Source organism: Arthrobacter crystallopoietes (genome assembly GCF_002849715.1).
GTDB lineage: Bacteria > Actinomycetota > Actinomycetes > Actinomycetales > Micrococcaceae > Crystallibacter > Crystallibacter crystallopoietes.
In genome coordinates, this window is record NZ_CP018863.1 from 2,214,046 (window position 1) to 2,240,165 (window position 26,120).

At 59.7% G+C, this 26,120-nt stretch carries 8 protein-coding genes, 1 tRNA gene and 8 rRNA genes; 13 read left to right on the forward strand and 4 right to left on the reverse strand.

Translation table 11 applies throughout. From position 1 onward, the window contains the following. Positions 1 to 75 precede the first annotated feature (75 nt). The 11 genes from AC20117_RS10420 to AC20117_RS10470 all read left to right on the forward strand — a co-directional run bounded on the left by AC20117_RS10420 (position 76) and on the right by AC20117_RS10470 (position 19,334). Positions 76 to 3,218 (forward strand): 23S ribosomal RNA (locus tag AC20117_RS10420). A 213-nt stretch (positions 3,219 to 3,431) separates the two neighbouring features. Continuing rightward, positions 3,432 to 3,548: ribosomal RNA gene (rrf, locus tag AC20117_RS10425) — 5S ribosomal RNA — on the forward strand. 1,087 nt (positions 3,549 to 4,635) lie between these two features. Further along, positions 4,636 to 6,159, forward strand: a 16S ribosomal RNA gene (locus AC20117_RS10430). Positions 6,160 to 6,620: 461 nt separating this feature from the next. Beyond that, positions 6,621 to 9,763: ribosomal RNA gene (locus tag AC20117_RS10435) — 23S ribosomal RNA — on the forward strand. 213 nt (positions 9,764 to 9,976) lie between these two features. Next, positions 9,977 to 10,093 (forward strand): 5S ribosomal RNA (gene rrf, locus AC20117_RS10440). A 1,087-nt stretch (positions 10,094 to 11,180) separates the two neighbouring features. After that, positions 11,181 to 12,704, forward strand: a 16S ribosomal RNA gene (locus tag AC20117_RS10445). Positions 12,705 to 13,166: 462 nt separating this feature from the next. Continuing rightward, positions 13,167 to 16,309 (forward strand): 23S ribosomal RNA (locus AC20117_RS10450). A gap of 213 nt (positions 16,310 to 16,522) precedes the next feature. Beyond that, positions 16,523 to 16,639, forward strand: a 5S ribosomal RNA gene (rrf, locus tag AC20117_RS10455). The 16S, 23S and 5S rRNA genes sit together here, the layout of an rRNA operon. Positions 16,640 to 16,732: 93 nt before the next feature. Next, positions 16,733 to 17,215 (forward strand): SRPBCC domain-containing protein, encoded by a 483-nt coding sequence (locus AC20117_RS10460; protein ID WP_074699792.1) that lies wholly within the window; start codon positions 16,733 to 16,735, stop codon positions 17,213 to 17,215. Between the two features lie 121 nt (positions 17,216 to 17,336). Beyond that, on the forward strand, positions 17,337 to 18,716 hold the full coding sequence (locus AC20117_RS10465; protein ID WP_074699791.1) for an FAD-binding oxidoreductase: 1,380 nt from the start codon (positions 17,337 to 17,339) through the stop codon (positions 18,714 to 18,716). 9 nt (positions 18,717 to 18,725) lie between these two features. After that, on the forward strand, positions 18,726 to 19,334 hold the full coding sequence (locus tag AC20117_RS10470) for a class I SAM-dependent methyltransferase (protein WP_074703055.1): 609 nt from the start codon (positions 18,726 to 18,728) through the stop codon (positions 19,332 to 19,334). A gap of 37 nt (positions 19,335 to 19,371) precedes the next feature. On the opposite strand, the gene AC20117_RS10475 is transcribed toward AC20117_RS10470, so the two are convergent. The 4 genes from AC20117_RS10475 to AC20117_RS10490 all read right to left on the reverse strand — a co-directional run bounded on the left by AC20117_RS10475 (position 19,372) and on the right by AC20117_RS10490 (position 24,359). Continuing rightward, complete coding sequence (locus tag AC20117_RS10475; protein WP_074699790.1) at positions 19,372 to 20,760, reverse strand: DUF4032 domain-containing protein; 1,389 nt, start codon at positions 20,758 to 20,760, stop codon at positions 19,372 to 19,374. Positions 20,761 to 20,792: 32 nt separating this feature from the next. Beyond that, positions 20,793 to 21,941, reverse strand: coding sequence for an ABC transporter ATP-binding protein (locus AC20117_RS10480; protein WP_074699789.1), 1,149 nt, complete (start codon positions 21,939 to 21,941; stop codon positions 20,793 to 20,795). A gap of 131 nt (positions 21,942 to 22,072) precedes the next feature. Continuing rightward, positions 22,073 to 22,888: a trehalose-phosphatase gene (gene otsB / locus AC20117_RS10485; RefSeq protein WP_074699788.1), complete on the reverse strand. Its 816-nt coding sequence runs from the start codon at positions 22,886 to 22,888 to the stop codon at positions 22,073 to 22,075. Continuing rightward, the gene (locus tag AC20117_RS10490) at positions 22,881 to 24,359 is read right to left on the reverse strand and encodes an alpha,alpha-trehalose-phosphate synthase (UDP-forming) (protein ID WP_074699787.1); all 1,479 of its coding nucleotides are present in this window, start codon (positions 24,357 to 24,359) and stop codon (positions 22,881 to 22,883) included. The genes otsB and AC20117_RS10490 overlap by 8 nt, the downstream gene beginning before the upstream one ends. Positions 24,360 to 24,555: 196 nt before the next feature. Here AC20117_RS10490 and AC20117_RS10495 point away from each other — a divergent pair, with 196 nt between their 5' ends. Continuing rightward, positions 24,556 to 25,413 (forward strand): DsbA family protein, encoded by an 858-nt coding sequence (locus AC20117_RS10495; protein WP_074699786.1) that lies wholly within the window; start codon positions 24,556 to 24,558, stop codon positions 25,411 to 25,413. Between the two features lie 114 nt (positions 25,414 to 25,527). Continuing rightward, a tRNA-Thr gene (locus tag AC20117_RS10500) sits at positions 25,528 to 25,601 on the forward strand. Positions 25,602 to 26,120: the final 519 nt, after the last annotated feature.

Genomic DNA, 26,120 nt, shown 5'->3' on the forward strand with positions numbered 1-26,120 from the left:
AGCAATTTTGATGAACCTGGATCTGTTTTGGATCTGTGGTTCTCTCGATATTAAATGCTGATTTTGATCTTTTGTGGTCAAGTTTTTAAGAGCACACGGTGGATGCCTTGGCATCAGGAGCCGAAGAAGGACGTGGGAATCTGCGAAAAGCCTGGGGGAGTTGATAACCGAACTTTGATCCCAGGATGTCCGAATGGGGAAACCCCGCCAGGGGCACTTGTGTTACCTGGTGACCCGTATCTGAACACATAGGGTACGTGGAGGGAACGCGGGGAAGTGAAACATCTCAGTACCCGCAGGAAGAGAAAACAACAGTGATTCCGTTAGTAGTGGCGAGCGAACGCGGATGAGGCTAAACCGAGTCATGTGTGATAGCCGGCGGGCGTTGCATGGCCGGGGTTGCGGGACTTTCCGTTGCTGTTCTGCCGGACAGCTGAAGTGAGTGCAGATGCATAGGTGAACGGTCTTGAAAGGCCGGCCGGAGAAGGTGTTAGCCCTGTAACCGTAATGTGTGCTGCCGCTTGGAGAGTATCCCAAGTAGCACGGGGCCCGAGAAATCCCGTGCGAATCTGCCAGGACCACCTGGTAAGCCTAAATACTACCTGATGACCGATAGCGGACAAGTACCGTGAGGGAAAGGTGAAAAGTACCCCGGGAGGGGAGTGAAACAGTACCTGAAACCGTGTGCTTACAATCCGTCGGAGCAGCCCTAGCAGCTGTGACGGCGTGCCTTTTGAAGAATGAGCCTGCGAGTTAGTGTTACGTCGCGAGGTTAACCCGTGTGGGGAAGCCGTAGCGAAAGCGAGTCTGAACAGGGCGTTGCAGTGGCGTGATCTAGACCCGAAGCGGAGTGATCTACCCATGGCCAGGTTGAAGCGCGTGTAAGAGCGCGTGGAGGACCGAACCCACTTCAGTTGAAAATGGAGGGGATGAGCTGTGGGTAGGGGTGAAAGGCCAATCAAACTCCGTGATAGCTGGTTCTCCCCGAAATGCATTTAGGTGCAGCGTTGCGTGTTTCTTGCCGGAGGTAGAGCTACTGGATGGCCGATGGGCCCTACAAGGTTACTGACGTCAGCCAAACTCCGAATGCCGGCAAGTGAGAGCGCAGCAGTGAGACTGTGGGGGATAAGCTTCATAGTCGAGAGGGAAACAGCCCAGACCACCAACTAAGGCCCCTAAGCGTGTGCTAAGTGGGAAAGGATGTGGAGTTGCGAAGACAACCAGGAGGTTGGCTTAGAAGCAGCCATCCTTGAAAGAGTGCGTAATAGCTCACTGGTCAAGTGATTCCGCGCCGACAATGTAGCGGGGCTCAAGTACACCGCCGAAGTTGTGGCATTCACGTATTACCCAAGCCGGGGACTTGTTCCCTTGGTTCAGGGGCGTGGATGGGTAGGGGAGCGTCGTGTGGGCAGTGAAGCCGCGGTGGAAACCAGCGGTGGAGCCTACACGAGTGAGAATGCAGGCATGAGTAGCGAAAGACGGGTGGGAAACCCGTCCGCCGAATGATCAAGGGTTCCAGGGTCAAGCTAATCTGCCCTGGGTAAGTCGGGACCTAAGGCGAGGCCGACAGGCGTAGTCGATGGACAACGGGTTGATATTCCCGTACCGGCGAAAAACCGCCCATACCGAGCCGGTGATACTAACCGTCCAAACCGTGCATCCGTGCCCTTCGGGGCCAGTATGTGCGGGGCGCGCGGGACCTGAACCGGGGAGGTAAGCGTATTAACAGGTGTGACGCAGGAAGGTAGCCAGGCCGGGCGATGGTAGTCCCGGTCCAAGGATGTAGGGCGAACGGTAGGCAAATCCGCCGTTCATTAAGCCTGAGACCTGACGGGACCCCCGTATGGGGGGATCTGGTGATCCTATGCTGCCGAGAAAAGCATCGACGCGAGGTTTTAGCCGCCCGTACCCCAAACCGACACAGGTGATCAGGTAGAGAATACCAAGGCGATCGAGAGAATTATGGTTAAGGAACTCGGCAAAATGCCCCCGTAACTTCGGGAGAAGGGGGGCCTGCCCCGTGATACAGACTTGCTCTGTGGAGCGGGTGTGGGCCGCAGAGACCAGGGGGAAGCGACTGTTTACTAAAAACACAGGTCCGTGCGAAGTCGCAAGACGATGTATACGGACTGACTCCTGCCCGGTGCTGGAAGGTTAAGAGGACCGGTTAGCCCCTTCGGGGGCGAAGCTGAGAATTTAAGCCCCAGTAAACGGCGGTGGTAACTATAACCATCCTAAGGTAGCGAAATTCCTTGTCGGGTAAGTTCCGACCTGCACGAATGGAGTAACGACTTCCCCGCTGTCTCAACCATAAACTCGGCGAAATTGCACTACGAGTAAAGATGCTCGTTACGCGCAGCAGGACGGAAAGACCCCGAGACCTTTACTATAGTTTGGTATTGGTGTTCGGTGTGGCTTGTGTAGGATAGGTGGGAGACTGTGAAGCCCGGACGCCAGTTCGGGTGGAGTCATCGTTGAAATACCACTCTGGTCACTCTGGACATCTAACTTCGGCCCGTAATCCGGGTCAGGGACAGTGCCTGATGGGTAGTTTAACTGGGGCGGTTGCCTCCTAAAGAGTAACGGAGGCGCCCAAAGGTTCCCTCAGCCTGGTTGGCAATCAGGTGGCGAGTGTAAGTGCACAAGGGAGCTTGACTGTGAGAGAGACATCTCAAGCAGGGACGAAAGTCGGGACTAGTGATCCGGCGGCACATTGTGGAATGGCCGTCGCTCAACGGATAAAAGGTACCTCGGGGATAACAGGCTGATCTTGCCCAAGAGTCCATATCGACGGCATGGTTTGGCACCTCGATGTCGGCTCGTCGCATCCTGGGGCTGGAGTAGGTCCCAAGGGTTGGGCTGTTCGCCCATTAAAGCGGTACGCGAGCTGGGTTTAGAACGTCGTGAGACAGTTCGGTCCCTATCCGCTGCGCGCGCAGGAAATTTGAGAAGGTCTGTCCTTAGTACGAGAGGACCGGGACGGACGAACCTCTGGTGTGTCAGTTGTACTGCCAAGTGCATCGCTGATTAGCTACGTTCGGATTGGATAACCGCTGAAAGCATCTAAGCGGGAAGCCGGCTTCAAGATGAGATTTCCATACACCCTCGAGGTGTGGGAGGCCCCCAGCCAGACCACTGGGTTGATAGGCCGGATGTGGAAGCAGGGACTAAAGACCTGTGAAGCTGACCGGTACTAATAGGCCGATAACTTACACCACACACTTCCCTGGCCGTCGAACCGACTTCAAACGGTTCCACGGCAATACACAGGGGAAGGAAAAGATACTTGCATCGCGTCCACTATGTGGTTCCCGGACAACAAACGTCCCAGGGAACACCACAATTGCATACAGTCCAAGAATGAACTGATGTAACCGAAGGTTTCACCCCTTCCGTCCGCCCGCGCGGGCCGGAACCGGGGTGGCAAGGGTTACGGCGGTCATAGCGTGGGGGAAACGCCCGGTCCCATTCCGAACCCGGAAGCTAAGACCCACAGCGCCGATGGTACTGCACCCGGGAGGGTGTGGGAGAGTAGGTCACCGCCGGACATCTTTTGAGCGTGAAGGGCTCCACCATGACGGTGGAGCCCTTCACCCATTTAAGGCCCGTTGCCGGAAACCACGCCAACCTGCATAACCTCAACGCCGTTCCGGTGTCCTGGCTGCAGGCCTGCGTGCCGGCTCCCGCCGCGGGGCTGCAGCTGCTCCGTCGGGGTCGGGCCGGGCCCGGGATTCCGGTGCTCCTGCCGCGGGGCGCTGGCGCCGTGCCGGCGTCCTGGCCCGGGTGCTGCCGGTGGCCGGCGCGGCCTGGTTCCGCTCCGGCATGCAGGTGGCGGTCCTGCCGGCCGTGGGACCGGCTGGTGCGCAGCGCGAAGTGCCGGCTGGTGTTGGATTTTAAGCACACTTTTCCCTGCGGGGTTCCGGTAGCGTTCTGGCGGCGGGAGGTCCGCGCGGATTCCGGACGGATGCGGGCAGGGGAGCCGCGGGCGTTTGAGTGCTTGGCCACACCGGCCGTGCTGCGGACGGGGCTTTGCCGCCGGTTCCGTGTTCGGGATGATGGACTTGGTTTTGCTGCCGTGCCTGTTCGGTGCGCGGCCGGCCGGGGCCGTCGCCGCGGATCCGGGAGCGGGAAGATCCGCGTGGATCCGCGGTTTTCCGCGGCAGCCGGCGCTGTCCCCGGAGGCGGATTTGCGGTGGTCCGCGAAGGCGTGTAATGTCTTCCAAGCCACCGCAGCTAGGAAGCGAAAGCGCTTAGCAGGCAGGGAGGCCAACCCCTTCAAAACAATCACTTTCAAACGGTTCGATTTACCGTGCGGATGAGGTTGCGGGGACCGTGGTTGCAGTAGGAATCAGCCGGAAGGCGATTTGCGAACTGCTGCAGGATCGGGTAAATTTGAAAAGTTGCTCCGGAGCGATGGAGGGCCTTGAAGAAGGGTCCGACTGGTGCCGGGTGCTCCTGTTGTTTGAGAACTCAATAGTGTGCCAAGTTTGTTGATACCAATTATTTTATTGGTTGAATTATTGTCGTGGGGCACCGCCTCCGTGGTGTGCCGCGATGTTTTTTAGCCTGGTTTGAATTTAGTGCAGTGCTGGTTCCCGTTTTCCCGGGGGCCGGTGTTGTGTCTGTTAGTAAACATTAACGGAGAGTTTGATCCTGGCTCAGGACGAACGCTGGCGGCGTGCTTAACACATGCAAGTCGAACGATGATCCGGTGCTTGCACCGGGGATTAGTGGCGAACGGGTGAGTAACACGTGAGTAACCTGCCCTTGACTCTGGGATAAGCCTGGGAAACCGGGTCTAATACCGGATACGACCTGTCACCGCATGGTGGTGGGTGGAAAGATTTTTTGGTTTTGGATGGACTCGCGGCCTATCAGCTTGTTGGTGAGGTAATGGCTCACCAAGGCGACGACGGGTAGCCGGCCTGAGAGGGTGACCGGCCACACTGGGACTGAGACACGGCCCAGACTCCTACGGGAGGCAGCAGTGGGGAATATTGCACAATGGGCGAAAGCCTGATGCAGCGACGCCGCGTGAGGGATGACGGCCTTCGGGTTGTAAACCTCTTTCAGCAGGGAAGAAGCGAAAGTGACGGTACCTGCAGAAGAAGCGCCGGCTAACTACGTGCCAGCAGCCGCGGTAATACGTAGGGCGCAAGCGTTGTCCGGAATTATTGGGCGTAAAGAGCTCGTAGGCGGTTTGTCGCGTCTGCTGTGAAAGCCCGGGGCTCAACCCCGGGTCTGCAGTGGGTACGGGCAGACTAGAGTGCAGTAGGGGAGACTGGAATTCCTGGTGTAGCGGTGAAATGCGCAGATATCAGGAGGAACACCGATGGCGAAGGCAGGTCTCTGGGCTGTAACTGACGCTGAGGAGCGAAAGCATGGGGAGCGAACAGGATTAGATACCCTGGTAGTCCATGCCGTAAACGTTGGGCACTAGGTGTGGGGGACATTCCACGTTTTCCGCGCCGTAGCTAACGCATTAAGTGCCCCGCCTGGGGAGTACGGCCGCAAGGCTAAAACTCAAAGGAATTGACGGGGGCCCGCACAAGCGGCGGAGCATGCGGATTAATTCGATGCAACGCGAAGAACCTTACCAAGGCTTGACATGGACCGGACCGCCGCAGAAATGCGGTTTCCCTTCGGGGCTGGTTTACAGGTGGTGCATGGTTGTCGTCAGCTCGTGTCGTGAGATGTTGGGTTAAGTCCCGCAACGAGCGCAACCCTCGTTCTATGTTGCCAGCGCGTTATGGCGGGGACTCATAGGAGACTGCCGGGGTCAACTCGGAGGAAGGTGGGGACGACGTCAAATCATCATGCCCCTTATGTCTTGGGCTTCACGCATGCTACAATGGCCGGTACAAAGGGTTGCGATACTGTGAGGTGGAGCTAATCCCAAAAAGCCGGTCTCAGTTCGGATTGAGGTCTGCAACTCGACCTCATGAAGTCGGAGTCGCTAGTAATCGCAGATCAGCAACGCTGCGGTGAATACGTTCCCGGGCCTTGTACACACCGCCCGTCAAGTCACGAAAGTTGGTAACACCCGAAGCCGGTGGCCTAACCCCTTGTGGGAGGGAGCCGTCGAAGGTGGGACCGGCGATTGGGACTAAGTCGTAACAAGGTAGCCGTACCGGAAGGTGCGGCTGGATCACCTCCTTTCTAAGGAGCGCCTCAGACTCGCAGGGCCTTCCCAAGTGTTGGTTGTGCGGTTTGCAGGAGAGCCCATTGCGCAGGCGTTTGTTCTGCGGTGGGTGCTCGAGGGTGGAATATCAACGGATAGATGGTCTTTTGGCGGTTTCCATGCCAGTACGGTGTCCCCTTCGCGGGGGTGCCTGGAACGTGTGGGGGTTGTCCGGGGGGTTGTTGTTTGGCACACTGTTGGGTCCTGAGGCAACAGGGACCGGTTCGTGAATGGGCCGGTGTTTGTTTGTTTCTGGTTTCCTGCGCAGTCCTTATCCGGGCCACGGTTTATCCGTGGTGCGGGGATGGGTGCGACGGGGTTGTTGTTTGAGAACTACATAGTGGACGCGAGCATCTTATAAAGAAGCAATTTTGATGAACCTGGATCTGTTTTGGATCTGTGGTTCTCTCGATATTAAATGCTGATTTTGATCTTTTGTGGTCAAGTTTTTAAGAGCACACGGTGGATGCCTTGGCATCAGGAGCCGAAGAAGGACGTGGGAATCTGCGAAAAGCCTGGGGGAGTTGATAACCGAACTTTGATCCCAGGATGTCCGAATGGGGAAACCCCGCCAGGGGCACTTGTGTTACCTGGTGACCCGTATCTGAACACATAGGGTACGTGGAGGGAACGCGGGGAAGTGAAACATCTCAGTACCCGCAGGAAGAGAAAACAACAGTGATTCCGTTAGTAGTGGCGAGCGAACGCGGATGAGGCTAAACCGAGTCATGTGTGATAGCCGGCGGGCGTTGCATGGCCGGGGTTGCGGGACTTTCCGTTGCTGTTCTGCCGGACAGCTGAAGTGAGTGCAGATGCATAGGTGAACGGTCTTGAAAGGCCGGCCGGAGAAGGTGTTAGCCCTGTAACCGTAATGTGTGCTGCCGCTTGGAGAGTATCCCAAGTAGCACGGGGCCCGAGAAATCCCGTGCGAATCTGCCAGGACCACCTGGTAAGCCTAAATACTACCTGATGACCGATAGCGGACAAGTACCGTGAGGGAAAGGTGAAAAGTACCCCGGGAGGGGAGTGAAACAGTACCTGAAACCGTGTGCTTACAATCCGTCGGAGCAGCCCTAGCAGCTGTGACGGCGTGCCTTTTGAAGAATGAGCCTGCGAGTTAGTGTTACGTCGCGAGGTTAACCCGTGTGGGGAAGCCGTAGCGAAAGCGAGTCTGAACAGGGCGTTGCAGTGGCGTGATCTAGACCCGAAGCGGAGTGATCTACCCATGGCCAGGTTGAAGCGCGTGTAAGAGCGCGTGGAGGACCGAACCCACTTCAGTTGAAAATGGAGGGGATGAGCTGTGGGTAGGGGTGAAAGGCCAATCAAACTCCGTGATAGCTGGTTCTCCCCGAAATGCATTTAGGTGCAGCGTTGCGTGTTTCTTGCCGGAGGTAGAGCTACTGGATGGCCGATGGGCCCTACAAGGTTACTGACGTCAGCCAAACTCCGAATGCCGGCAAGTGAGAGCGCAGCAGTGAGACTGTGGGGGATAAGCTTCATAGTCGAGAGGGAAACAGCCCAGACCACCAACTAAGGCCCCTAAGCGTGTGCTAAGTGGGAAAGGATGTGGAGTTGCGAAGACAACCAGGAGGTTGGCTTAGAAGCAGCCATCCTTGAAAGAGTGCGTAATAGCTCACTGGTCAAGTGATTCCGCGCCGACAATGTAGCGGGGCTCAAGTACACCGCCGAAGTTGTGGCATTCACGTATTACCCAAGCCGGGGACTTGTTCCCTTGGTTCAGGGGCGTGGATGGGTAGGGGAGCGTCGTGTGGGCAGTGAAGCCGCGGTGGAAACCAGCGGTGGAGCCTACACGAGTGAGAATGCAGGCATGAGTAGCGAAAGACGGGTGGGAAACCCGTCCGCCGAATGATCAAGGGTTCCAGGGTCAAGCTAATCTGCCCTGGGTAAGTCGGGACCTAAGGCGAGGCCGACAGGCGTAGTCGATGGACAACGGGTTGATATTCCCGTACCGGCGAAAAACCGCCCATACCGAGCCGGTGATACTAACCGTCCAAACCGTGCATCCGTGCCCTTCGGGGCCAGTATGTGCGGGGCGCGCGGGACCTGAACCGGGGAGGTAAGCGTATTAACAGGTGTGACGCAGGAAGGTAGCCAGGCCGGGCGATGGTAGTCCCGGTCCAAGGATGTAGGGCGAACGGTAGGCAAATCCGCCGTTCATTAAGCCTGAGACCTGACGGGACCCCCGTATGGGGGGATCTGGTGATCCTATGCTGCCGAGAAAAGCATCGACGCGAGGTTTTAGCCGCCCGTACCCCAAACCGACACAGGTGATCAGGTAGAGAATACCAAGGCGATCGAGAGAATTATGGTTAAGGAACTCGGCAAAATGCCCCCGTAACTTCGGGAGAAGGGGGGCCTGCCCCGTGATACAGACTTGCTCTGTGGAGCGGGTGTGGGCCGCAGAGACCAGGGGGAAGCGACTGTTTACTAAAAACACAGGTCCGTGCGAAGTCGCAAGACGATGTATACGGACTGACTCCTGCCCGGTGCTGGAAGGTTAAGAGGACCGGTTAGCCCCTTCGGGGGCGAAGCTGAGAATTTAAGCCCCAGTAAACGGCGGTGGTAACTATAACCATCCTAAGGTAGCGAAATTCCTTGTCGGGTAAGTTCCGACCTGCACGAATGGAGTAACGACTTCCCCGCTGTCTCAACCATAAACTCGGCGAAATTGCACTACGAGTAAAGATGCTCGTTACGCGCAGCAGGACGGAAAGACCCCGAGACCTTTACTATAGTTTGGTATTGGTGTTCGGTGTGGCTTGTGTAGGATAGGTGGGAGACTGTGAAGCCCGGACGCCAGTTCGGGTGGAGTCATCGTTGAAATACCACTCTGGTCACTCTGGACATCTAACTTCGGCCCGTAATCCGGGTCAGGGACAGTGCCTGATGGGTAGTTTAACTGGGGCGGTTGCCTCCTAAAGAGTAACGGAGGCGCCCAAAGGTTCCCTCAGCCTGGTTGGCAATCAGGTGGCGAGTGTAAGTGCACAAGGGAGCTTGACTGTGAGAGAGACATCTCAAGCAGGGACGAAAGTCGGGACTAGTGATCCGGCGGCACATTGTGGAATGGCCGTCGCTCAACGGATAAAAGGTACCTCGGGGATAACAGGCTGATCTTGCCCAAGAGTCCATATCGACGGCATGGTTTGGCACCTCGATGTCGGCTCGTCGCATCCTGGGGCTGGAGTAGGTCCCAAGGGTTGGGCTGTTCGCCCATTAAAGCGGTACGCGAGCTGGGTTTAGAACGTCGTGAGACAGTTCGGTCCCTATCCGCTGCGCGCGCAGGAAATTTGAGAAGGTCTGTCCTTAGTACGAGAGGACCGGGACGGACGAACCTCTGGTGTGTCAGTTGTACTGCCAAGTGCATCGCTGATTAGCTACGTTCGGATTGGATAACCGCTGAAAGCATCTAAGCGGGAAGCCGGCTTCAAGATGAGATTTCCATACACCCTCGAGGTGTGGGAGGCCCCCAGCCAGACCACTGGGTTGATAGGCCGGATGTGGAAGCAGGGACTAAAGACCTGTGAAGCTGACCGGTACTAATAGGCCGATAACTTACACCACACACTTCCCTGGCCGTCGAACCGACTTCAAACGGTTCCACGGCAATACACAGGGGAAGGAAAAGATACTTGCATCGCGTCCACTATGTGGTTCCCGGACAACAAACGTCCCAGGGAACACCACAATTGCATACAGTCCAAGAATGAACTGATGTAACCGAAGGTTTCACCCCTTCCGTCCGCCCGCGCGGGCCGGAACCGGGGTGGCAAGGGTTACGGCGGTCATAGCGTGGGGGAAACGCCCGGTCCCATTCCGAACCCGGAAGCTAAGACCCACAGCGCCGATGGTACTGCACCCGGGAGGGTGTGGGAGAGTAGGTCACCGCCGGACATCTTTTGAGCGTGAAGGGCTCCACCATGACGGTGGAGCCCTTCACCCATTTAAGGCCCGTTGCCGGAAACCACGCCAACCTGCATAACCTCAACGCCGTTCCGGTGTCCTGGCTGCAGGCCTGCGTGCCGGCTCCCGCCGCGGGGCTGCAGCTGCTCCGTCGGGGTCGGGCCGGGCCCGGGATTCCGGTGCTCCTGCCGCGGGGCGCTGGCGCCGTGCCGGCGTCCTGGCCCGGGTGCTGCCGGTGGCCGGCGCGGCCTGGTTCCGCTCCGGCATGCAGGTGGCGGTCCTGCCGGCCGTGGGACCGGCTGGTGCGCAGCGCGAAGTGCCGGCTGGTGTTGGATTTTAAGCACACTTTTCCCTGCGGGGTTCCGGTAGCGTTCTGGCGGCGGGAGGTCCGCGCGGATTCCGGACGGATGCGGGCAGGGGAGCCGCGGGCGTTTGAGTGCTTGGCCACACCGGCCGTGCTGCGGACGGGGCTTTGCCGCCGGTTCCGTGTTCGGGATGATGGACTTGGTTTTGCTGCCGTGCCTGTTCGGTGCGCGGCCGGCCGGGGCCGTCGCCGCGGATCCGGGAGCGGGAAGATCCGCGTGGATCCGCGGTTTTCCGCGGCAGCCGGCGCTGTCCCCGGAGGCGGATTTGCGGTGGTCCGCGAAGGCGTGTAATGTCTTCCAAGCCACCGCAGCTAGGAAGCGAAAGCGCTTAGCAGGCAGGGAGGCCAACCCCTTCAAAACAATCACTTTCAAACGGTTCGATTTACCGTGCGGATGAGGTTGCGGGGACCGTGGTTGCAGTAGGAATCAGCCGGAAGGCGATTTGCGAACTGCTGCAGGATCGGGTAAATTTGAAAAGTTGCTCCGGAGCGATGGAGGGCCTTGAAGAAGGGTCCGACTGGTGCCGGGTGCTCCTGTTGTTTGAGAACTCAATAGTGTGCCAAGTTTGTTGATACCAATTATTTTATTGGTTGAATTATTGTCGTGGGGCACCGCCTCCGTGGTGTGCCGCGATGTTTTTTAGCCTGGTTTGAATTTAGTGCAGTGCTGGTTCCCGTTTTCCCGGGGGCCGGTGTTGTGTCTGTTAGTAAACATTAACGGAGAGTTTGATCCTGGCTCAGGACGAACGCTGGCGGCGTGCTTAACACATGCAAGTCGAACGATGATCCGGTGCTTGCACCGGGGATTAGTGGCGAACGGGTGAGTAACACGTGAGTAACCTGCCCTTGACTCTGGGATAAGCCTGGGAAACCGGGTCTAATACCGGATACGACCTGTCACCGCATGGTGGTGGGTGGAAAGATTTTTTGGTTTTGGATGGACTCGCGGCCTATCAGCTTGTTGGTGAGGTAATGGCTCACCAAGGCGACGACGGGTAGCCGGCCTGAGAGGGTGACCGGCCACACTGGGACTGAGACACGGCCCAGACTCCTACGGGAGGCAGCAGTGGGGAATATTGCACAATGGGCGAAAGCCTGATGCAGCGACGCCGCGTGAGGGATGACGGCCTTCGGGTTGTAAACCTCTTTCAGCAGGGAAGAAGCGAAAGTGACGGTACCTGCAGAAGAAGCGCCGGCTAACTACGTGCCAGCAGCCGCGGTAATACGTAGGGCGCAAGCGTTGTCCGGAATTATTGGGCGTAAAGAGCTCGTAGGCGGTTTGTCGCGTCTGCTGTGAAAGCCCGGGGCTCAACCCCGGGTCTGCAGTGGGTACGGGCAGACTAGAGTGCAGTAGGGGAGACTGGAATTCCTGGTGTAGCGGTGAAATGCGCAGATATCAGGAGGAACACCGATGGCGAAGGCAGGTCTCTGGGCTGTAACTGACGCTGAGGAGCGAAAGCATGGGGAGCGAACAGGATTAGATACCCTGGTAGTCCATGCCGTAAACGTTGGGCACTAGGTGTGGGGGACATTCCACGTTTTCCGCGCCGTAGCTAACGCATTAAGTGCCCCGCCTGGGGAGTACGGCCGCAAGGCTAAAACTCAAAGGAATTGACGGGGGCCCGCACAAGCGGCGGAGCATGCGGATTAATTCGATGCAACGCGAAGAACCTTACCAAGGCTTGACATGGACCGGACCGCCGCAGAAATGCGGTTTCCCTTCGGGGCTGGTTTACAGGTGGTGCATGGTTGTCGTCAGCTCGTGTCGTGAGATGTTGGGTTAAGTCCCGCAACGAGCGCAACCCTCGTTCTATGTTGCCAGCGCGTTATGGCGGGGACTCATAGGAGACTGCCGGGGTCAACTCGGAGGAAGGTGGGGACGACGTCAAATCATCATGCCCCTTATGTCTTGGGCTTCACGCATGCTACAATGGCCGGTACAAAGGGTTGCGATACTGTGAGGTGGAGCTAATCCCAAAAAGCCGGTCTCAGTTCGGATTGAGGTCTGCAACTCGACCTCATGAAGTCGGAGTCGCTAGTAATCGCAGATCAGCAACGCTGCGGTGAATACGTTCCCGGGCCTTGTACACACCGCCCGTCAAGTCACGAAAGTTGGTAACACCCGAAGCCGGTGGCCTAACCCCTTGTGGGAGGGAGCCGTCGAAGGTGGGACCGGCGATTGGGACTAAGTCGTAACAAGGTAGCCGTACCGGAAGGTGCGGCTGGATCACCTCCTTTCTAAGGAGCGCCTCAGACTCGCAGGGCCTTCCCAAGTGTTGGTTGTGCGGTTTGCAGGAGAGCCCATTGCGCAGGCGTTTGTTCTGCGGTGGGTGCTCGAGGGTGGAATATCAACGGATAGATGGTCTTTTGGCGGTTTCCATGCCAGTACGGTGTCCCCTTCGCGGGGGTGCCTGGAACGTGTGGGGGTTGTCCGGGGGGTTGTTGTTTGGCACACTGTTGGGTCCTGAGGCAACAGGGACCGGTTCGTGAATGGGCCGGTGTTTGTTTGTTTCTGGTTTCCTGCGCAGTCCTTATCCGGGCCACGGTTTATCCGTTGGTGCGGGGATGGGTGCGACGGGGTTGTTGTTTGAGAACTACATAGTGGACGCGAGCATCTTATAAAGAAGCAATTTTGATGAACCTGGATCTGTTTTGGATCTGTGGTTCTCTCGATATTAAATGCTGATTTTGATCTTTTGTGGTCAAGTTTTTAAGAGCACACGGTGGATGCCTTGGCATCAGGAGCCGAAGAAGGACGTGGGAATCTGCGAAAAGCCTGGGGGAGTTGATAACCGAACTTTGATCCCAGGATGTCCGAATGGGGAAACCCCGCCAGGGGCACTTGTGTTACCTGGTGACCCGTATCTGAACACATAGGGTACGTGGAGGGAACGCGGGGAAGTGAAACATCTCAGTACCCGCAGGAAGAGAAAACAACAGTGATTCCGTTAGTAGTGGCGAGCGAACGCGGATGAGGCTAAACCGAGTCATGTGTGATAGCCGGCGGGCGTTGCATGGCCGGGGTTGCGGGACTTTCCGTTGCTGTTCTGCCGGACAGCTGAAGTGAGTGCAGATGCATAGGTGAACGGTCTTGAAAGGCCGGCCGGAGAAGGTGTTAGCCCTGTAACCGTAATGTGTGCTGCCGCTTGGAGAGTATCCCAAGTAGCACGGGGCCCGAGAAATCCCGTGCGAATCTGCCAGGACCACCTGGTAAGCCTAAATACTACCTGATGACCGATAGCGGACAAGTACCGTGAGGGAAAGGTGAAAAGTACCCCGGGAGGGGAGTGAAACAGTACCTGAAACCGTGTGCTTACAATCCGTCGGAGCAGCCCTAGCAGCTGTGACGGCGTGCCTTTTGAAGAATGAGCCTGCGAGTTAGTGTTACGTCGCGAGGTTAACCCGTGTGGGGAAGCCGTAGCGAAAGCGAGTCTGAACAGGGCGTTGCAGTGGCGTGATCTAGACCCGAAGCGGAGTGATCTACCCATGGCCAGGTTGAAGCGCGTGTAAGAGCGCGTGGAGGACCGAACCCACTTCAGTTGAAAATGGAGGGGATGAGCTGTGGGTAGGGGTGAAAGGCCAATCAAACTCCGTGATAGCTGGTTCTCCCCGAAATGCATTTAGGTGCAGCGTTGCGTGTTTCTTGCCGGAGGTAGAGCTACTGGATGGCCGATGGGCCCTACAAGGTTACTGACGTCAGCCAAACTCCGAATGCCGGCAAGTGAGAGCGCAGCAGTGAGACTGTGGGGGATAAGCTTCATAGTCGAGAGGGAAACAGCCCAGACCACCAACTAAGGCCCCTAAGCGTGTGCTAAGTGGGAAAGGATGTGGAGTTGCGAAGACAACCAGGAGGTTGGCTTAGAAGCAGCCATCCTTGAAAGAGTGCGTAATAGCTCACTGGTCAAGTGATTCCGCGCCGACAATGTAGCGGGGCTCAAGTACACCGCCGAAGTTGTGGCATTCACGTATTACCCAAGCCGGGGACTTGTTCCCTTGGTTCAGGGGCGTGGATGGGTAGGGGAGCGTCGTGTGGGCAGTGAAGCCGCGGTGGAAACCAGCGGTGGAGCCTACACGAGTGAGAATGCAGGCATGAGTAGCGAAAGACGGGTGGGAAACCCGTCCGCCGAATGATCAAGGGTTCCAGGGTCAAGCTAATCTGCCCTGGGTAAGTCGGGACCTAAGGCGAGGCCGACAGGCGTAGTCGATGGACAACGGGTTGATATTCCCGTACCGGCGAAAAACCGCCCATACCGAGCCGGTGATACTAACCGTCCAAACCGTGCATCCGTGCCCTTCGGGGCCAGTATGTGCGGGGCGCGCGGGACCTGAACCGGGGAGGTAAGCGTATTAACAGGTGTGACGCAGGAAGGTAGCCAGGCCGGGCGATGGTAGTCCCGGTCCAAGGATGTAGGGCGAACGGTAGGCAAATCCGCCGTTCATTAAGCCTGAGACCTGACGGGACCCCCGTATGGGGGGATCTGGTGATCCTATGCTGCCGAGAAAAGCATCGACGCGAGGTTTTAGCCGCCCGTACCCCAAACCGACACAGGTGATCAGGTAGAGAATACCAAGGCGATCGAGAGAATTATGGTTAAGGAACTCGGCAAAATGCCCCCGTAACTTCGGGAGAAGGGGGGCCTGCCCCGTGATACAGACTTGCTCTGTGGAGCGGGTGTGGGCCGCAGAGACCAGGGGGAAGCGACTGTTTACTAAAAACACAGGTCCGTGCGAAGTCGCAAGACGATGTATACGGACTGACTCCTGCCCGGTGCTGGAAGGTTAAGAGGACCGGTTAGCCCCTTCGGGGGCGAAGCTGAGAATTTAAGCCCCAGTAAACGGCGGTGGTAACTATAACCATCCTAAGGTAGCGAAATTCCTTGTCGGGTAAGTTCCGACCTGCACGAATGGAGTAACGACTTCCCCGCTGTCTCAACCATAAACTCGGCGAAATTGCACTACGAGTAAAGATGCTCGTTACGCGCAGCAGGACGGAAAGACCCCGAGACCTTTACTATAGTTTGGTATTGGTGTTCGGTGTGGCTTGTGTAGGATAGGTGGGAGACTGTGAAGCCCGGACGCCAGTTCGGGTGGAGTCATCGTTGAAATACCACTCTGGTCACTCTGGACATCTAACTTCGGCCCGTAATCCGGGTCAGGGACAGTGCCTGATGGGTAGTTTAACTGGGGCGGTTGCCTCCTAAAGAGTAACGGAGGCGCCCAAAGGTTCCCTCAGCCTGGTTGGCAATCAGGTGGCGAGTGTAAGTGCACAAGGGAGCTTGACTGTGAGAGAGACATCTCAAGCAGGGACGAAAGTCGGGACTAGTGATCCGGCGGCACATTGTGGAATGGCCGTCGCTCAACGGATAAAAGGTACCTCGGGGATAACAGGCTGATCTTGCCCAAGAGTCCATATCGACGGCATGGTTTGGCACCTCGATGTCGGCTCGTCGCATCCTGGGGCTGGAGTAGGTCCCAAGGGTTGGGCTGTTCGCCCATTAAAGCGGTACGCGAGCTGGGTTTAGAACGTCGTGAGACAGTTCGGTCCCTATCCGCTGCGCGCGCAGGAAATTTGAGAAGGTCTGTCCTTAGTACGAGAGGACCGGGACGGACGAACCTCTGGTGTGTCAGTTGTACTGCCAAGTGCATCGCTGATTAGCTACGTTCGGATTGGATAACCGCTGAAAGCATCTAAGCGGGAAGCCGGCTTCAAGATGAGATTTCCATACACCCTCGAGGTGTGGGAGGCCCCCAGCCAGACCACTGGGTTGATAGGCCGGATGTGGAAGCAGGGACTAAAGACCTGTGAAGCTGACCGGTACTAATAGGCCGATAACTTACACCACACACTTCCCTGGCCGTCGAACCGACTTCAAACGGTTCCACGGCAATACACAGGGGAAGGAAAAGATACTTGCATCGCGTCCACTATGTGGTTCCCGGACAACAAACGTCCCAGGGAACACCACAATTGCATACAGTCCAAGAATGAACTGATGTAACCGAAGGTTTCACCCCTTCCGTCCGCCCGCGCGGGCCGGAACCGGGGTGGCAAGGGTTACGGCGGTCATAGCGTGGGGGAAACGCCCGGTCCCATTCCGAACCCGGAAGCTAAGACCCACAGCGCCGATGGTACTGCACCCGGGAGGGTGTGGGAGAGTAGGTCACCGCCGGACATCTTTTGAGCGTGAAGGGCTCCACCATGACGGTGGAGCCCTTCACCCATTTAAGCGACAAATGGAGCGGGTGGACCCCGTTAGGCTTGGGGTATGAGCCCATCGCTGTTCTCGCACGCTGCTGAGGAACCTCAGCCTGCCAACGTCTTGGAACCGATTACCTTTGAGGTCACGGTTCCGCACCCGCCGGAACAAGCCTTTGAGGGTTTCACCGACCTGATCCACCTCTGGTGGCCGGTGGATACCCACAGCATTTTTGGCGATGGTGCACACATTGAGTTCGAAGACACAGTCCTGACCGAGACATCGGACCGGGACGAGGTCCGCAACTGGGGCGACATTCTTGAATGGGAGCCGGGCCGGCTGCTATCCCTAACCTGGCACCCCGGAGCCGGGCCCTTATCAGCCACCAGACTCGAAGTCCGCTTCACTGCGGAGGGCGAGAGCACCGTGGTACGGCTGAGACACTCAGACTGGGAACAAGCAGCCGATGGCGCAGCCCGCCGACTAAAGTACCAGCAGGACTGGCCTTCCGTGCTGAGCAAATATGCAAGGTTCATGGGAGCGATTCGCTGAAGTAGCGCTCCCTCGAAATCGATACGGTGGGGACTTGCGGCTCTGGCCCGCTTTCCCTGCCGTGCACCGCCCACGTCCTTTGACCGAAAAATGAACGACGAGACTCGGAAGGCCCTACCTGATGACTGACTCCATCATTAGCGCATTGCAAGCGACGCTGCCGGCAGAACAGGTCAGCGTACGGGAGGACGTACTGGCCGCGCATGCCTTGGACCAGGGGCCCGTGACGGACCACAAGATGCCCATCGCCGTCGTATGGGCGCAAAGCGTTGAAGACGTGCAGTCCGTCATGAAGCTGGCGCACACGCACAGCGTGCCGGTAGTTTGCCGTGGCGCTGGTACAGGAGTGTCCGGCGGGGCCCATGCCACGACCGGCTGCCTCGTCCTGAGCCTGGAACGAATGGACCGCATACTTGAGATTCACCCCGAGGACGAAATTGCCCGTGTGGAGCCGGGAGTCGTCAACGCCGATCTAAATACGGCAGTGGCGGAATACGGGCTGATGTATGCTCCCGATCCGGCCAGCTACAAGATATCCACGATCGGCGGCAACGTCGCGACGAACGCGGGAGGCCTGCGCTGCGCCAAGTACGGCGTTACCCGTGAGTCAGTCCTGGCGCTCGACGTCGTGCTTGCTGATGGCACTCTTATCCGGACCGGGCGCCGGTCTTTCAAGGGCGTGGCGGGCTATGACCTGACGGGTCTTTTTGTGGGCTCCGAGGGCACCCTCGGCGTCGTTGTAGGGGCCACGGTGCGGCTGCGCTACCTTCCTGCCGATGTACAGACGATCGCCGCATTCTTCCCCGAAGTGACGACAGCGGCGGCCGGTGTGCTGGCGGTCGGCAAGGCGCGTGTGCAGCCGGCAATCATGGAATTGCTCGACGGCAATACGCTGGTCCAGCTGGACGCAGAACAGGGCTCCGACTTGCGCCAGCGCGGCGGTGCGCTGCTGTTGATCCAGACTGATGGGTTTGCGGCAGAGACCGAAGCGAAGATCGTCCGGCAGGTGCTGGGGGATCTCGGTGCCACCGTCACAGCTGAAGTCAGCGAGGAAGCAGTCCGGTTGGTGGAGCTGCGCAGGCACAGCCGTGGTGCGGAAATGGACGATGTCTTCCGTGTGGGTGAGGATGTCGCCGTGCCACGCTCCCAGCTGGTCCACTACATCGCCGAACTCGAACGGATAGCCGCGGACCACGAGGTCGGGCTCAAAGTTGTGGCGCATGCCGGTGACGGGAACCTCCATCCAACCTTTTGGGTTACCGCCGGAGAGACGGAGAAGATTCCGCTGCTTAACGCCGCGTTGGATGAGTCCATCGAGGTGGGCCTTGCGCTGGGCGGCACGATTACCGGCGAACACGGCGTCGGCCAATACAAAGTGCGTTGGCTTCCGCTTGAACAGCGGGAGGAAGTGCTGGAGCTGCAGCGCGGGATCAAGGCGTTGTTCGATCCTAAGGGGCTGCTGAACCCGGGCAAGGCGTTGCCGGAACGGATCGAGGCGTAGGCTGTGGTTGTGCGTAAAGAGACATTATGGGAGGCCCAGAAGCGTGAGAACCCGGGCCATTCGGCCTGGTACATCAAGCGATTCGAGAATATGCGGGCCCAAGGAAACGACCTTCACGGCGAGGCCCGGCTGATCGATGCCATGGCAGAGCGGGGCAGCAGGATTCTGGACGCCGGCTGCGGTCCGGGCAGGCTGGGCGGTGAGCTGGCGGTCCGCGGGCACCAAGTGGTGGGGGTCGACGTCGATCCTGAACTGATTGAAGCCGCGCGGCGCGACCACCCCGATGTCAACTGGCTGGTCGGGGACTTGGCAGAACTGGATCTGGCTGCACGAGGAATCGCCGAGGCCTTCGACCTGATCGTCTGTGCGGGCAATGTGCTCACCTTCCTGGCTCCCGGTACGGCTCCGGAAGTCCTGGCCAGACTGGCCCGGCATTTGGCTCCGGAAGGCCGGCTGGTGACCGGGTTCGGCGCGGGCAGGGGATACGACTTCGACCAGTTCATGGCGGACGCCGCCGGTGCCGGTCTGGCGACCGACCACAAGTTCGGGACCTGGGACCTGCGACCTTTCACGCCGTCGTCGGACTTCCTGGTGGCTGTCTTCAGCGTGGCTGCATAAGGCAGCGGCCGCGCCGGGGCAGCGGGCTCAATGACGCTCATGCGGTTCCGGGGGCTCCGGGGCCAAGCTTATTCGTCGTCGTCTCGTTGTCGAGTGAGTTCGCGGCGAGCAGCCGGGCGGTCTTGTCGTCGGGGTTGAGCAGAATCGCCGCTTCGTCCCGGCGGTGGCGCAGCACGTCGTCGATGTAGGCCTGGACCGCTTCCGCCAGCGGCACGTTGCGGCGCTGGCTCTCGGAGATGTACCAGCGGTGCTCGAGCACCTGGTGGACCACCTCGGCCGGTTCCAGCTTGCCCGCCAGCTCGCGCGGGATGGCACGCACCACCGGCTCGAAGACGTGGCGGACCCACGCGTGCGCGCTGATTTCCTCATCCAGATCCGGATTGTTGTCCGCCCGGTAGCTGTCCAGGTCATTGAGCAGCCGCCGCGCCTGGTTTTCCTGCACGTCCAGTCCGGTCAGGCGGATCAGCCGGCGCTGGTGGTGCCCGGCATCCACGACTTTGGGCTGGAGCTGGATCTGGGACCCGTCCGGCGTCGTTTTGATGGAGAACTCTTCGACGTCGAAACCCAGATCATTCAGCCGGCGGATACGGGCATTGACCCGCCAGCGGTCGCCCAGCTCGAAGGACTCCTTCTCGGTCAGTTCGGCCCAGAGCTTGCGGTAGCTGTCCATGATCCGCTCGCTGGTGGCCAGCGGATCGACTTTGTCCTCGATTAATCCGCCTTCGAGCAGATCCATCAGCTCGCCGGCAATGTTGACCCGGGCTATTTCCAGGTCGTACTCGCGCTGGCCGGTGGAGAGCTTCGGGTACAGCTCGCCCGTTTCCGCGTCCACCAAGTAGGCGGCGAACGCACCGGCATCACGGCGGAACAGCGTGTTGGAGAGGGACACGTCGCCCCAGTAGAAGCCGACCAGATGCAGCCGGACCAGCAGCAGGGCCTGCGCATCGATCAGCCGGGTCAGCGTGTCTTTGCGCAGGGTCTGGGAAAACAGCGCCCGGTAGGGGAGCGAGAACTTCAGGTGCCGGGTGACCAGCACCGGGTCCAGCTCCGCGCCGTCCGTGGTGTGCCGGCCGCTGATGACGGCGACCGGCTCTACACAGGGCACGTCCAGCCGCTGGAGCTTGCGGAGCATATGGTATTCGTGCCGGGCGATATGCTCGCTGGTTTCCTTGATGGCGATCACCGAGCCGCTCAGGTGGGCGAACCGGACGATATGCCGGGAAATGCCGCGCGGAAGAGCGGCCAGGTTTTTCGCCGGCCACTCTTCCAACGCGATATGCCAAGGCAGGTCAAGCAGGCTTTCGTCCGTGGTGGCCGAGGTGATATTCAGCGAACCCAGTACTGCGGCGGTTCCCCCGTTGTGCGGGCGCGGCAGTTTTCCCACCTGGCCGAAGTCGGTAGGTTCGTTGTGCCAGTTGGCGTCCATCTGCACCGATCCGTCGAAAGCGCTGCCGGTGCTCAGGCCTTGTCCGCCTCCAACGGCCGTTCCAGATCAGCAAGGGATGCATGAGGCGCCGCCGGCACATTATCGCCCAGTCGGAGGCCGGTCTGGGTGTCGAACAGGTGCACATGGCCCTGCTTCGGACGCACATACACGGTGGTGCCGGCCTTCGGCGGAGTCCGGCCGTCCACGCGGCCCGTGATGTCGTGGCGGCTGCCATTGACTTCGGTATGGCCGTACACGTAGGCGTCGGCGCCAAGTTCCTCGACCACATCGACCTCCACGGCCAGACCCTGGCCGTCCGGGGCCTGCTCCAGGTCCTCCGGGCGCACGCCGAGCATGACGGTGCTGCCGTGCGCCGAGCCGAGCACGTCGCGCGGGACCGGATAGACCGTTCCGCCGAACTGGACGCCGCCGTCGGCCACTGGCAGTTCCAGCAGATTCATGGCCGGCGAACCGATGAACCCGGCCACGAAAATGTTGGCCGGGGTGTCGTAGAGGTTGCGCGGGGAGTCCACCTGCTGCAGGATGCCGTCCTTGAGCACGGCGACGCGGTCGCCCATGGTCATCGCTTCGACCTGGTCGTGGGTGACGTAGACGGTGGTGACGCCGAGGCGCCGGGTCAGCGAGGCGATCTGCGTCCGGGTCTGGACACGCAGCTTGGCATCGAGGTTGGAGAGCGGCTCGTCCATCAGGAAGACCTGCGGATTACGGACAATCGCGCGGCCCATGGCAACACGCTGGCGCTGGCCGCCGGAGAGCGCCTTCGGCTTGCGGTCCAGATACTCCTCGAGGTCCAGCAGCTTGGCGGCCTCGCGGACGCGCTGGGCGCGCTCCTCCTTGCCGATGCCGGCTATCTTGAGCGCGAAGCCCATGTTGTCAGCGACGGACATATGCGGGTAGAGCGCGTAGTTCTGGAACACCATTGCAATGTCCCGGTCCTTCGGCGGAACATCGGTGACGTCGCGGTCGCCGATCAGGATCCGGCCCGAATTCACATCTTCCAGGCCTGCCAGCATCCGCAGGGAGGTGGACTTTCCGCAGCCCGAGGGGCCGACGAGGACCAGAAACTCGCCGTCCGCGATTTCCAGGTCAAGCTTGTCCACTGCCGGCTTCTCTGTGCCCGGGTACAAGCGCGTAGCATTATCGAACGTTACCGTTGCCATGGTGTTTCCCTTCACGGGCAGGTACGTGCCCGACGATCCGTTGTGATGGGTTGATATTCAGTTAGGTGAGCTGGCTCACGGAACCAAGTATGGCACGCGGAGGCAAATTCCTCGGTTCCGTTGGAGACGATTCAATTCTGCGGTGACATCCGGCGCAGTTCCGCCAGGGTTTCGAGCACCCGGGCAAAAGCCTCCGGAGAGTCAACCCGGAACGCTGCTCCCGAGATCCCCGGGCCGATCTTGACGCCCAGATCCTGCGGCTGCAATGCCTTGATGGCGTCCTCGTCCGTAACATCGTCGCCCGCGAAAAACACCGCCGTAGCCTCCGTAAAGGCGCGCAGGAGCTCCAGTCCCTGCCCCTTGTCCGAACTGAGAACCGAGGTTTCGAGCACCCGCTTGCCGTCCGTCAGATGCAGTCCCTCGATCGCCGACAGCTCCCGGCGCGCTTCCTCGGTGGCCGCTTCGGCCACTGCGTCTTCCGCGGTGCGGGTATGGAGTACGACGCCGGCCGGCTTGGCTTCCAGCCTCGTTCCGGGGTGGGCGGCGACCACCTTTTCAACCACGGCGGTGGCCTGCCGCAGCGCCAACGACTGCGCCTCGTCCAGGGTCAGGGCGGGGCTGCCGGGGCCGGTGAAGACTTCGGCGCCGTGCGAACCGATGAGCAGGGTTCTATCGTCCGGCGAGGCGACCAGCCGCAGACTCTCGAGAGCGCGGCCGGAAATGAACGCCGTCGTTGTTTCGGGTAGTGCGAGCAGTTCCTTGACGGCCGCGGCGGCGGCCGGCAGCGCCCGGGCGTCTTCGGCGCGGGCGACAATCGGCGCCAGCGTGCCGTCGAAGTCCAGCGCCACGAGCAGCCGCGGTGTGCTGCTGATTTCCTCCAGCGCACGCCGCAGTGCCGGATCCAGCTCCCCGCGGTTTTCGCTCGTTGCGGCACGGTTCTCATTCATTGCCGCTCCCCGCGGTCTTGCCCAGGGTTTCGCCGTCGAGGGCGCGCAGGAAACTCTGGGACCACTGCTCGACGTCGTTCTGCAGGATCTGGCGGCGCATGACGCGCATCCGGCGGGTCGATTCACCGGGGGCGATTTCCACGGCGCGCATGATCGCGTCCTTGAGTCCGTCGATGTCGTGCGGGTTCACGAGGATGGCCTGTTTCAGGTGGTCGGCGGCGCCGGCGAACTCGCTGAGCACCAGCGCACCGTTGACGCCGGTCCGCGAGGCGACGTACTCCTTGGCCACCAGGTTCATCCCGTCGCGCAGGGCGGTGACCAGCATGACGTCCGCGGCAAGGTAGAGCGCCACCATCTCTTCCTTGGGATAGCTGTGGTGGAGGTAGCGGATCGCGGTGTTGCTCAGGGTGTCGTAGGTGCCGTTGATACGGCCCACCGCGCCCTCGATCTCCTCGCGCAGCAACCGGTAGGACTCGACGCGCTCGCGGCTGGGACTGGCAACCTGGATCAGGGCCGCATCCTCCACAGTGACCCGGCCGTCCTCGAGCAGTTCGCCGTACGCCTTGATCCGGTGCTGGATGCCCTTGGTGTAGTCCAGCCGGTCCACGCCCAGCAGCACGGTCTTGGGATTGCCCAGCTCCTCGCGGATCTGACGGGCCCGTTCGATCACCTCGGGGCTCTTGGCAAGCTGGTTGATCTGGTCCACATCGATCGAGATCGGAAAGGCGCCCGCGCGGCAGATCCTGTCGCCGTCGTCGGTCCTGATGTTTACATGCTGGGACTTGATCGTGTGTCCGCTGAAACGCCGGACGCAGCGCAGGAAGTTGCTTGAGTCGCTGGGACGCTGGAAGCCCACCAGGTCCGCACCCAGGAGCCCCTCGATCACCTGGCGGCGCCAGGGCAGCTGGGCAAAAATCTCCAGCGGGGGGAAGGGGATGTGGTTGAAGAATCCGATTTTCAGGTCGGGCCGCAGCTCGCGCAGCAGTTTGGGGACCAGCTGCAGCTGGTAATCCTGGACCCAGACGGTGGCACCTTCCGCCGCGGATTCGGCAGTGGCTTCGGCGAAGCGCCGGTTGACTGCCTTGTAGACCTCCCACCAGGTGCGGTGGAACTCCGGCGGGGCGATGACATCGTGGTAGAGCGGCCAGAGCGTCGCGTTGGAGAATCCCTCGTAGTACAACTCCACATCATCGGCACTGAGCTCAACCGGCACCAGCCGCATATTGTCGTGGTCGAAGGGCTTCAAGACTTCATCCGCGGCACCGTGCCAGCCGATCCACGCACCCTCCGTTTTCGCCATCACCGGTGCCAGGGCGGTGACCAGGCCTCCCGGCGAACGGCGCCAGCTGTTGCCGCCGCCCTCGCCTGTAACGCGGTCTACCGGTAACCGGTTGGAGACTACGATGAAGTCATAGTCTCCATAGCCGGATCCGTCTGTCGCGCCAGAATTGTTCGCCTTGGTTTCCGCCATGTGACTCTCCTGACCGTAGTGAATCCTGATATTGACTCTATAAGACAGGAACCATCCGGCAGGCCCGGTGCGTTAATAATGAATGTAAGCGCGGTGAGCTGCACCACGAGAGCACCGTGAATATTGTAGTTTCAACTAAGCTGTTGCTTGGACGGCCGGACGTGGCCATCAGCAGAGCCGAAAGACTTGAGGACATATGGCATCCCAGAACACCCCCAGGCCCAGCAAGGCCGAGCGCACCGCCGAGGCGCGTGAAAAGGCCCGTCAAATGCGTGAAACGCAGCAACGCAAGGAAAAGCGCAATTCGCTGCTGGTCCGCTGGGGTGTTATCGGAGCTGTTGTCGCGATCGTCGCCATTGTCGCCATCATCGTGGCCACAAACCAGCGCGGCGACTTCCCGGATGCCGGCCCCACTCCGTCCAACGGCAACGAATACGGCGGCATGACGCTGACGTCCAGCACCGAGCTGGAACCGACCACCCAGACCACGGTGGACGTGAACAGTATCGACGCCGAGGCGGAGCCTCCGGCCGTGCCTAGCGGCATCGCAGAGGCCCCCGAGGGTGAGCCGACCCAGATCGTCATCTACGTGGATGCGGCCTGCAGCCACTGCGCCACCTTCGAAGCCACCTACAGCGATCAGCTGAAGGAGTGGCTGGACAACGGCGATGCCACGGTTGAATACCGTGCTGTGGCGTTCCTCGACCAGCCAGCTACCGGCAACTTCTCTTCCCGCGGCGCCAACGCCCTGGCATGCGTCGCCGAATCTTCGCCGGAGAACTACCTCTCCTTCATGGACCTGCTCTTCGAAAAGCAGGTACCCACAGGTCTCTCCAGCGATGAGCTTGCCGCCACTGCTGCCGAGGCTGGCGCTGAGGGTGCAGAAAGCTGCATCCAGGACGGGACCTACCGCCCCTACGCCGCGTACACCGATGCTCTGGCCCGCGCCGAAGGCGTCGGCGGAACCCCTGCTGTGTACGTCGACGGCCAGGTCTGGGACAACACCGGCGACTTCGTTGAGTTCGCCCAGCCGATCATCGACGCCCGCTCCTAATTCACATTCCGAAGGGGACGCCCGGTTGGAAGCTTTGCGTTTCGCGCGAAGCGCCCAACTGGGCTAACCTTATCTAGCTGGAATTTCCAGCAGAGCTGGCTGCGAAGCCAGCACGCCTCCTTAGCTCAGTTGGCCAGAGCACCTGTCTTGTAAACAGGGGGTCGCCGGTTCGAATCCGGCAGGGGGCTCGATAAAACACCTAGTCAGAGCCGGAATACCGAGAAATCGGGGTTCCGGCTCTGACGTTTCTCCCTCTATGTCTCCCTCAATAAACGACGACTTTTCTCCGGCTCCCTCCATCTCCCCTCAGATGAAGGACGGTGCCCTGATGCCGGGCAGGCGAGGTTCTCACGCTCAAGGTCGTCGTCCGGCTGATGGGCGACGGCTCATGCGGCCAGCCCCGCCGCACCTGCGATCAACTTCGGACAGGATTGCCCGGATGTTGTGATTCTTGCTGACCGAACCGAATTGCCGGTGTCCAGCAAAGTATCGAGCTGGATGGAAGCTTTTCCATTCTTTCCAAAGCACTGACAGCGGGAAGCACACGGCTGTGTAGCTTCAAGCCTGCATCAGCATGACCTTGCTCAGATCGGTAAGGCCGTGGGCTAACTGGGTCGAGGTGATTCCGGTTTTGGCGCCGATCGCCGACCAGAGGTCCGAAATAACCATGAAACGATCCTCCGGCGGTGGACACTCTCGGCCAGCAT

Excerpts from the sequence above, each read along its gene's own strand:
- AC20117_RS10480 (WP_074699789.1), bottom strand. The coding sequence starts at position 21,941 with ATGGCAACGGTAACGTTCGATAATGCTACGCGCTTGTACCCGGGCACA.
- AC20117_RS10465 (WP_074699791.1), top strand. The coding sequence starts at position 17,337 with ATGACTGACTCCATCATTAGCGCATTGCAAGCGACGCTGCCGGCAGAA.
- AC20117_RS10495 (WP_074699786.1), top strand. The coding sequence starts at position 24,556 with ATGGCATCCCAGAACACCCCCAGGCCCAGCAAGGCCGAGCGCACCGCC.
- otsB (WP_074699788.1), bottom strand. The coding sequence starts at position 22,888 with ATGAATGAGAACCGTGCCGCAACGAGCGAAAACCGCGGGGAGCTGGAT.
- AC20117_RS10460 (WP_074699792.1), top strand. The coding sequence starts at position 16,733 with ATGAGCCCATCGCTGTTCTCGCACGCTGCTGAGGAACCTCAGCCTGCC.
- AC20117_RS10490 (WP_074699787.1), bottom strand. The coding sequence starts at position 24,359 with ATGGCGGAAACCAAGGCGAACAATTCTGGCGCGACAGACGGATCCGGC.
- AC20117_RS10475 (WP_074699790.1), bottom strand. The coding sequence starts at position 20,760 with ATGGACGCCAACTGGCACAACGAACCTACCGACTTCGGCCAGGTGGGA.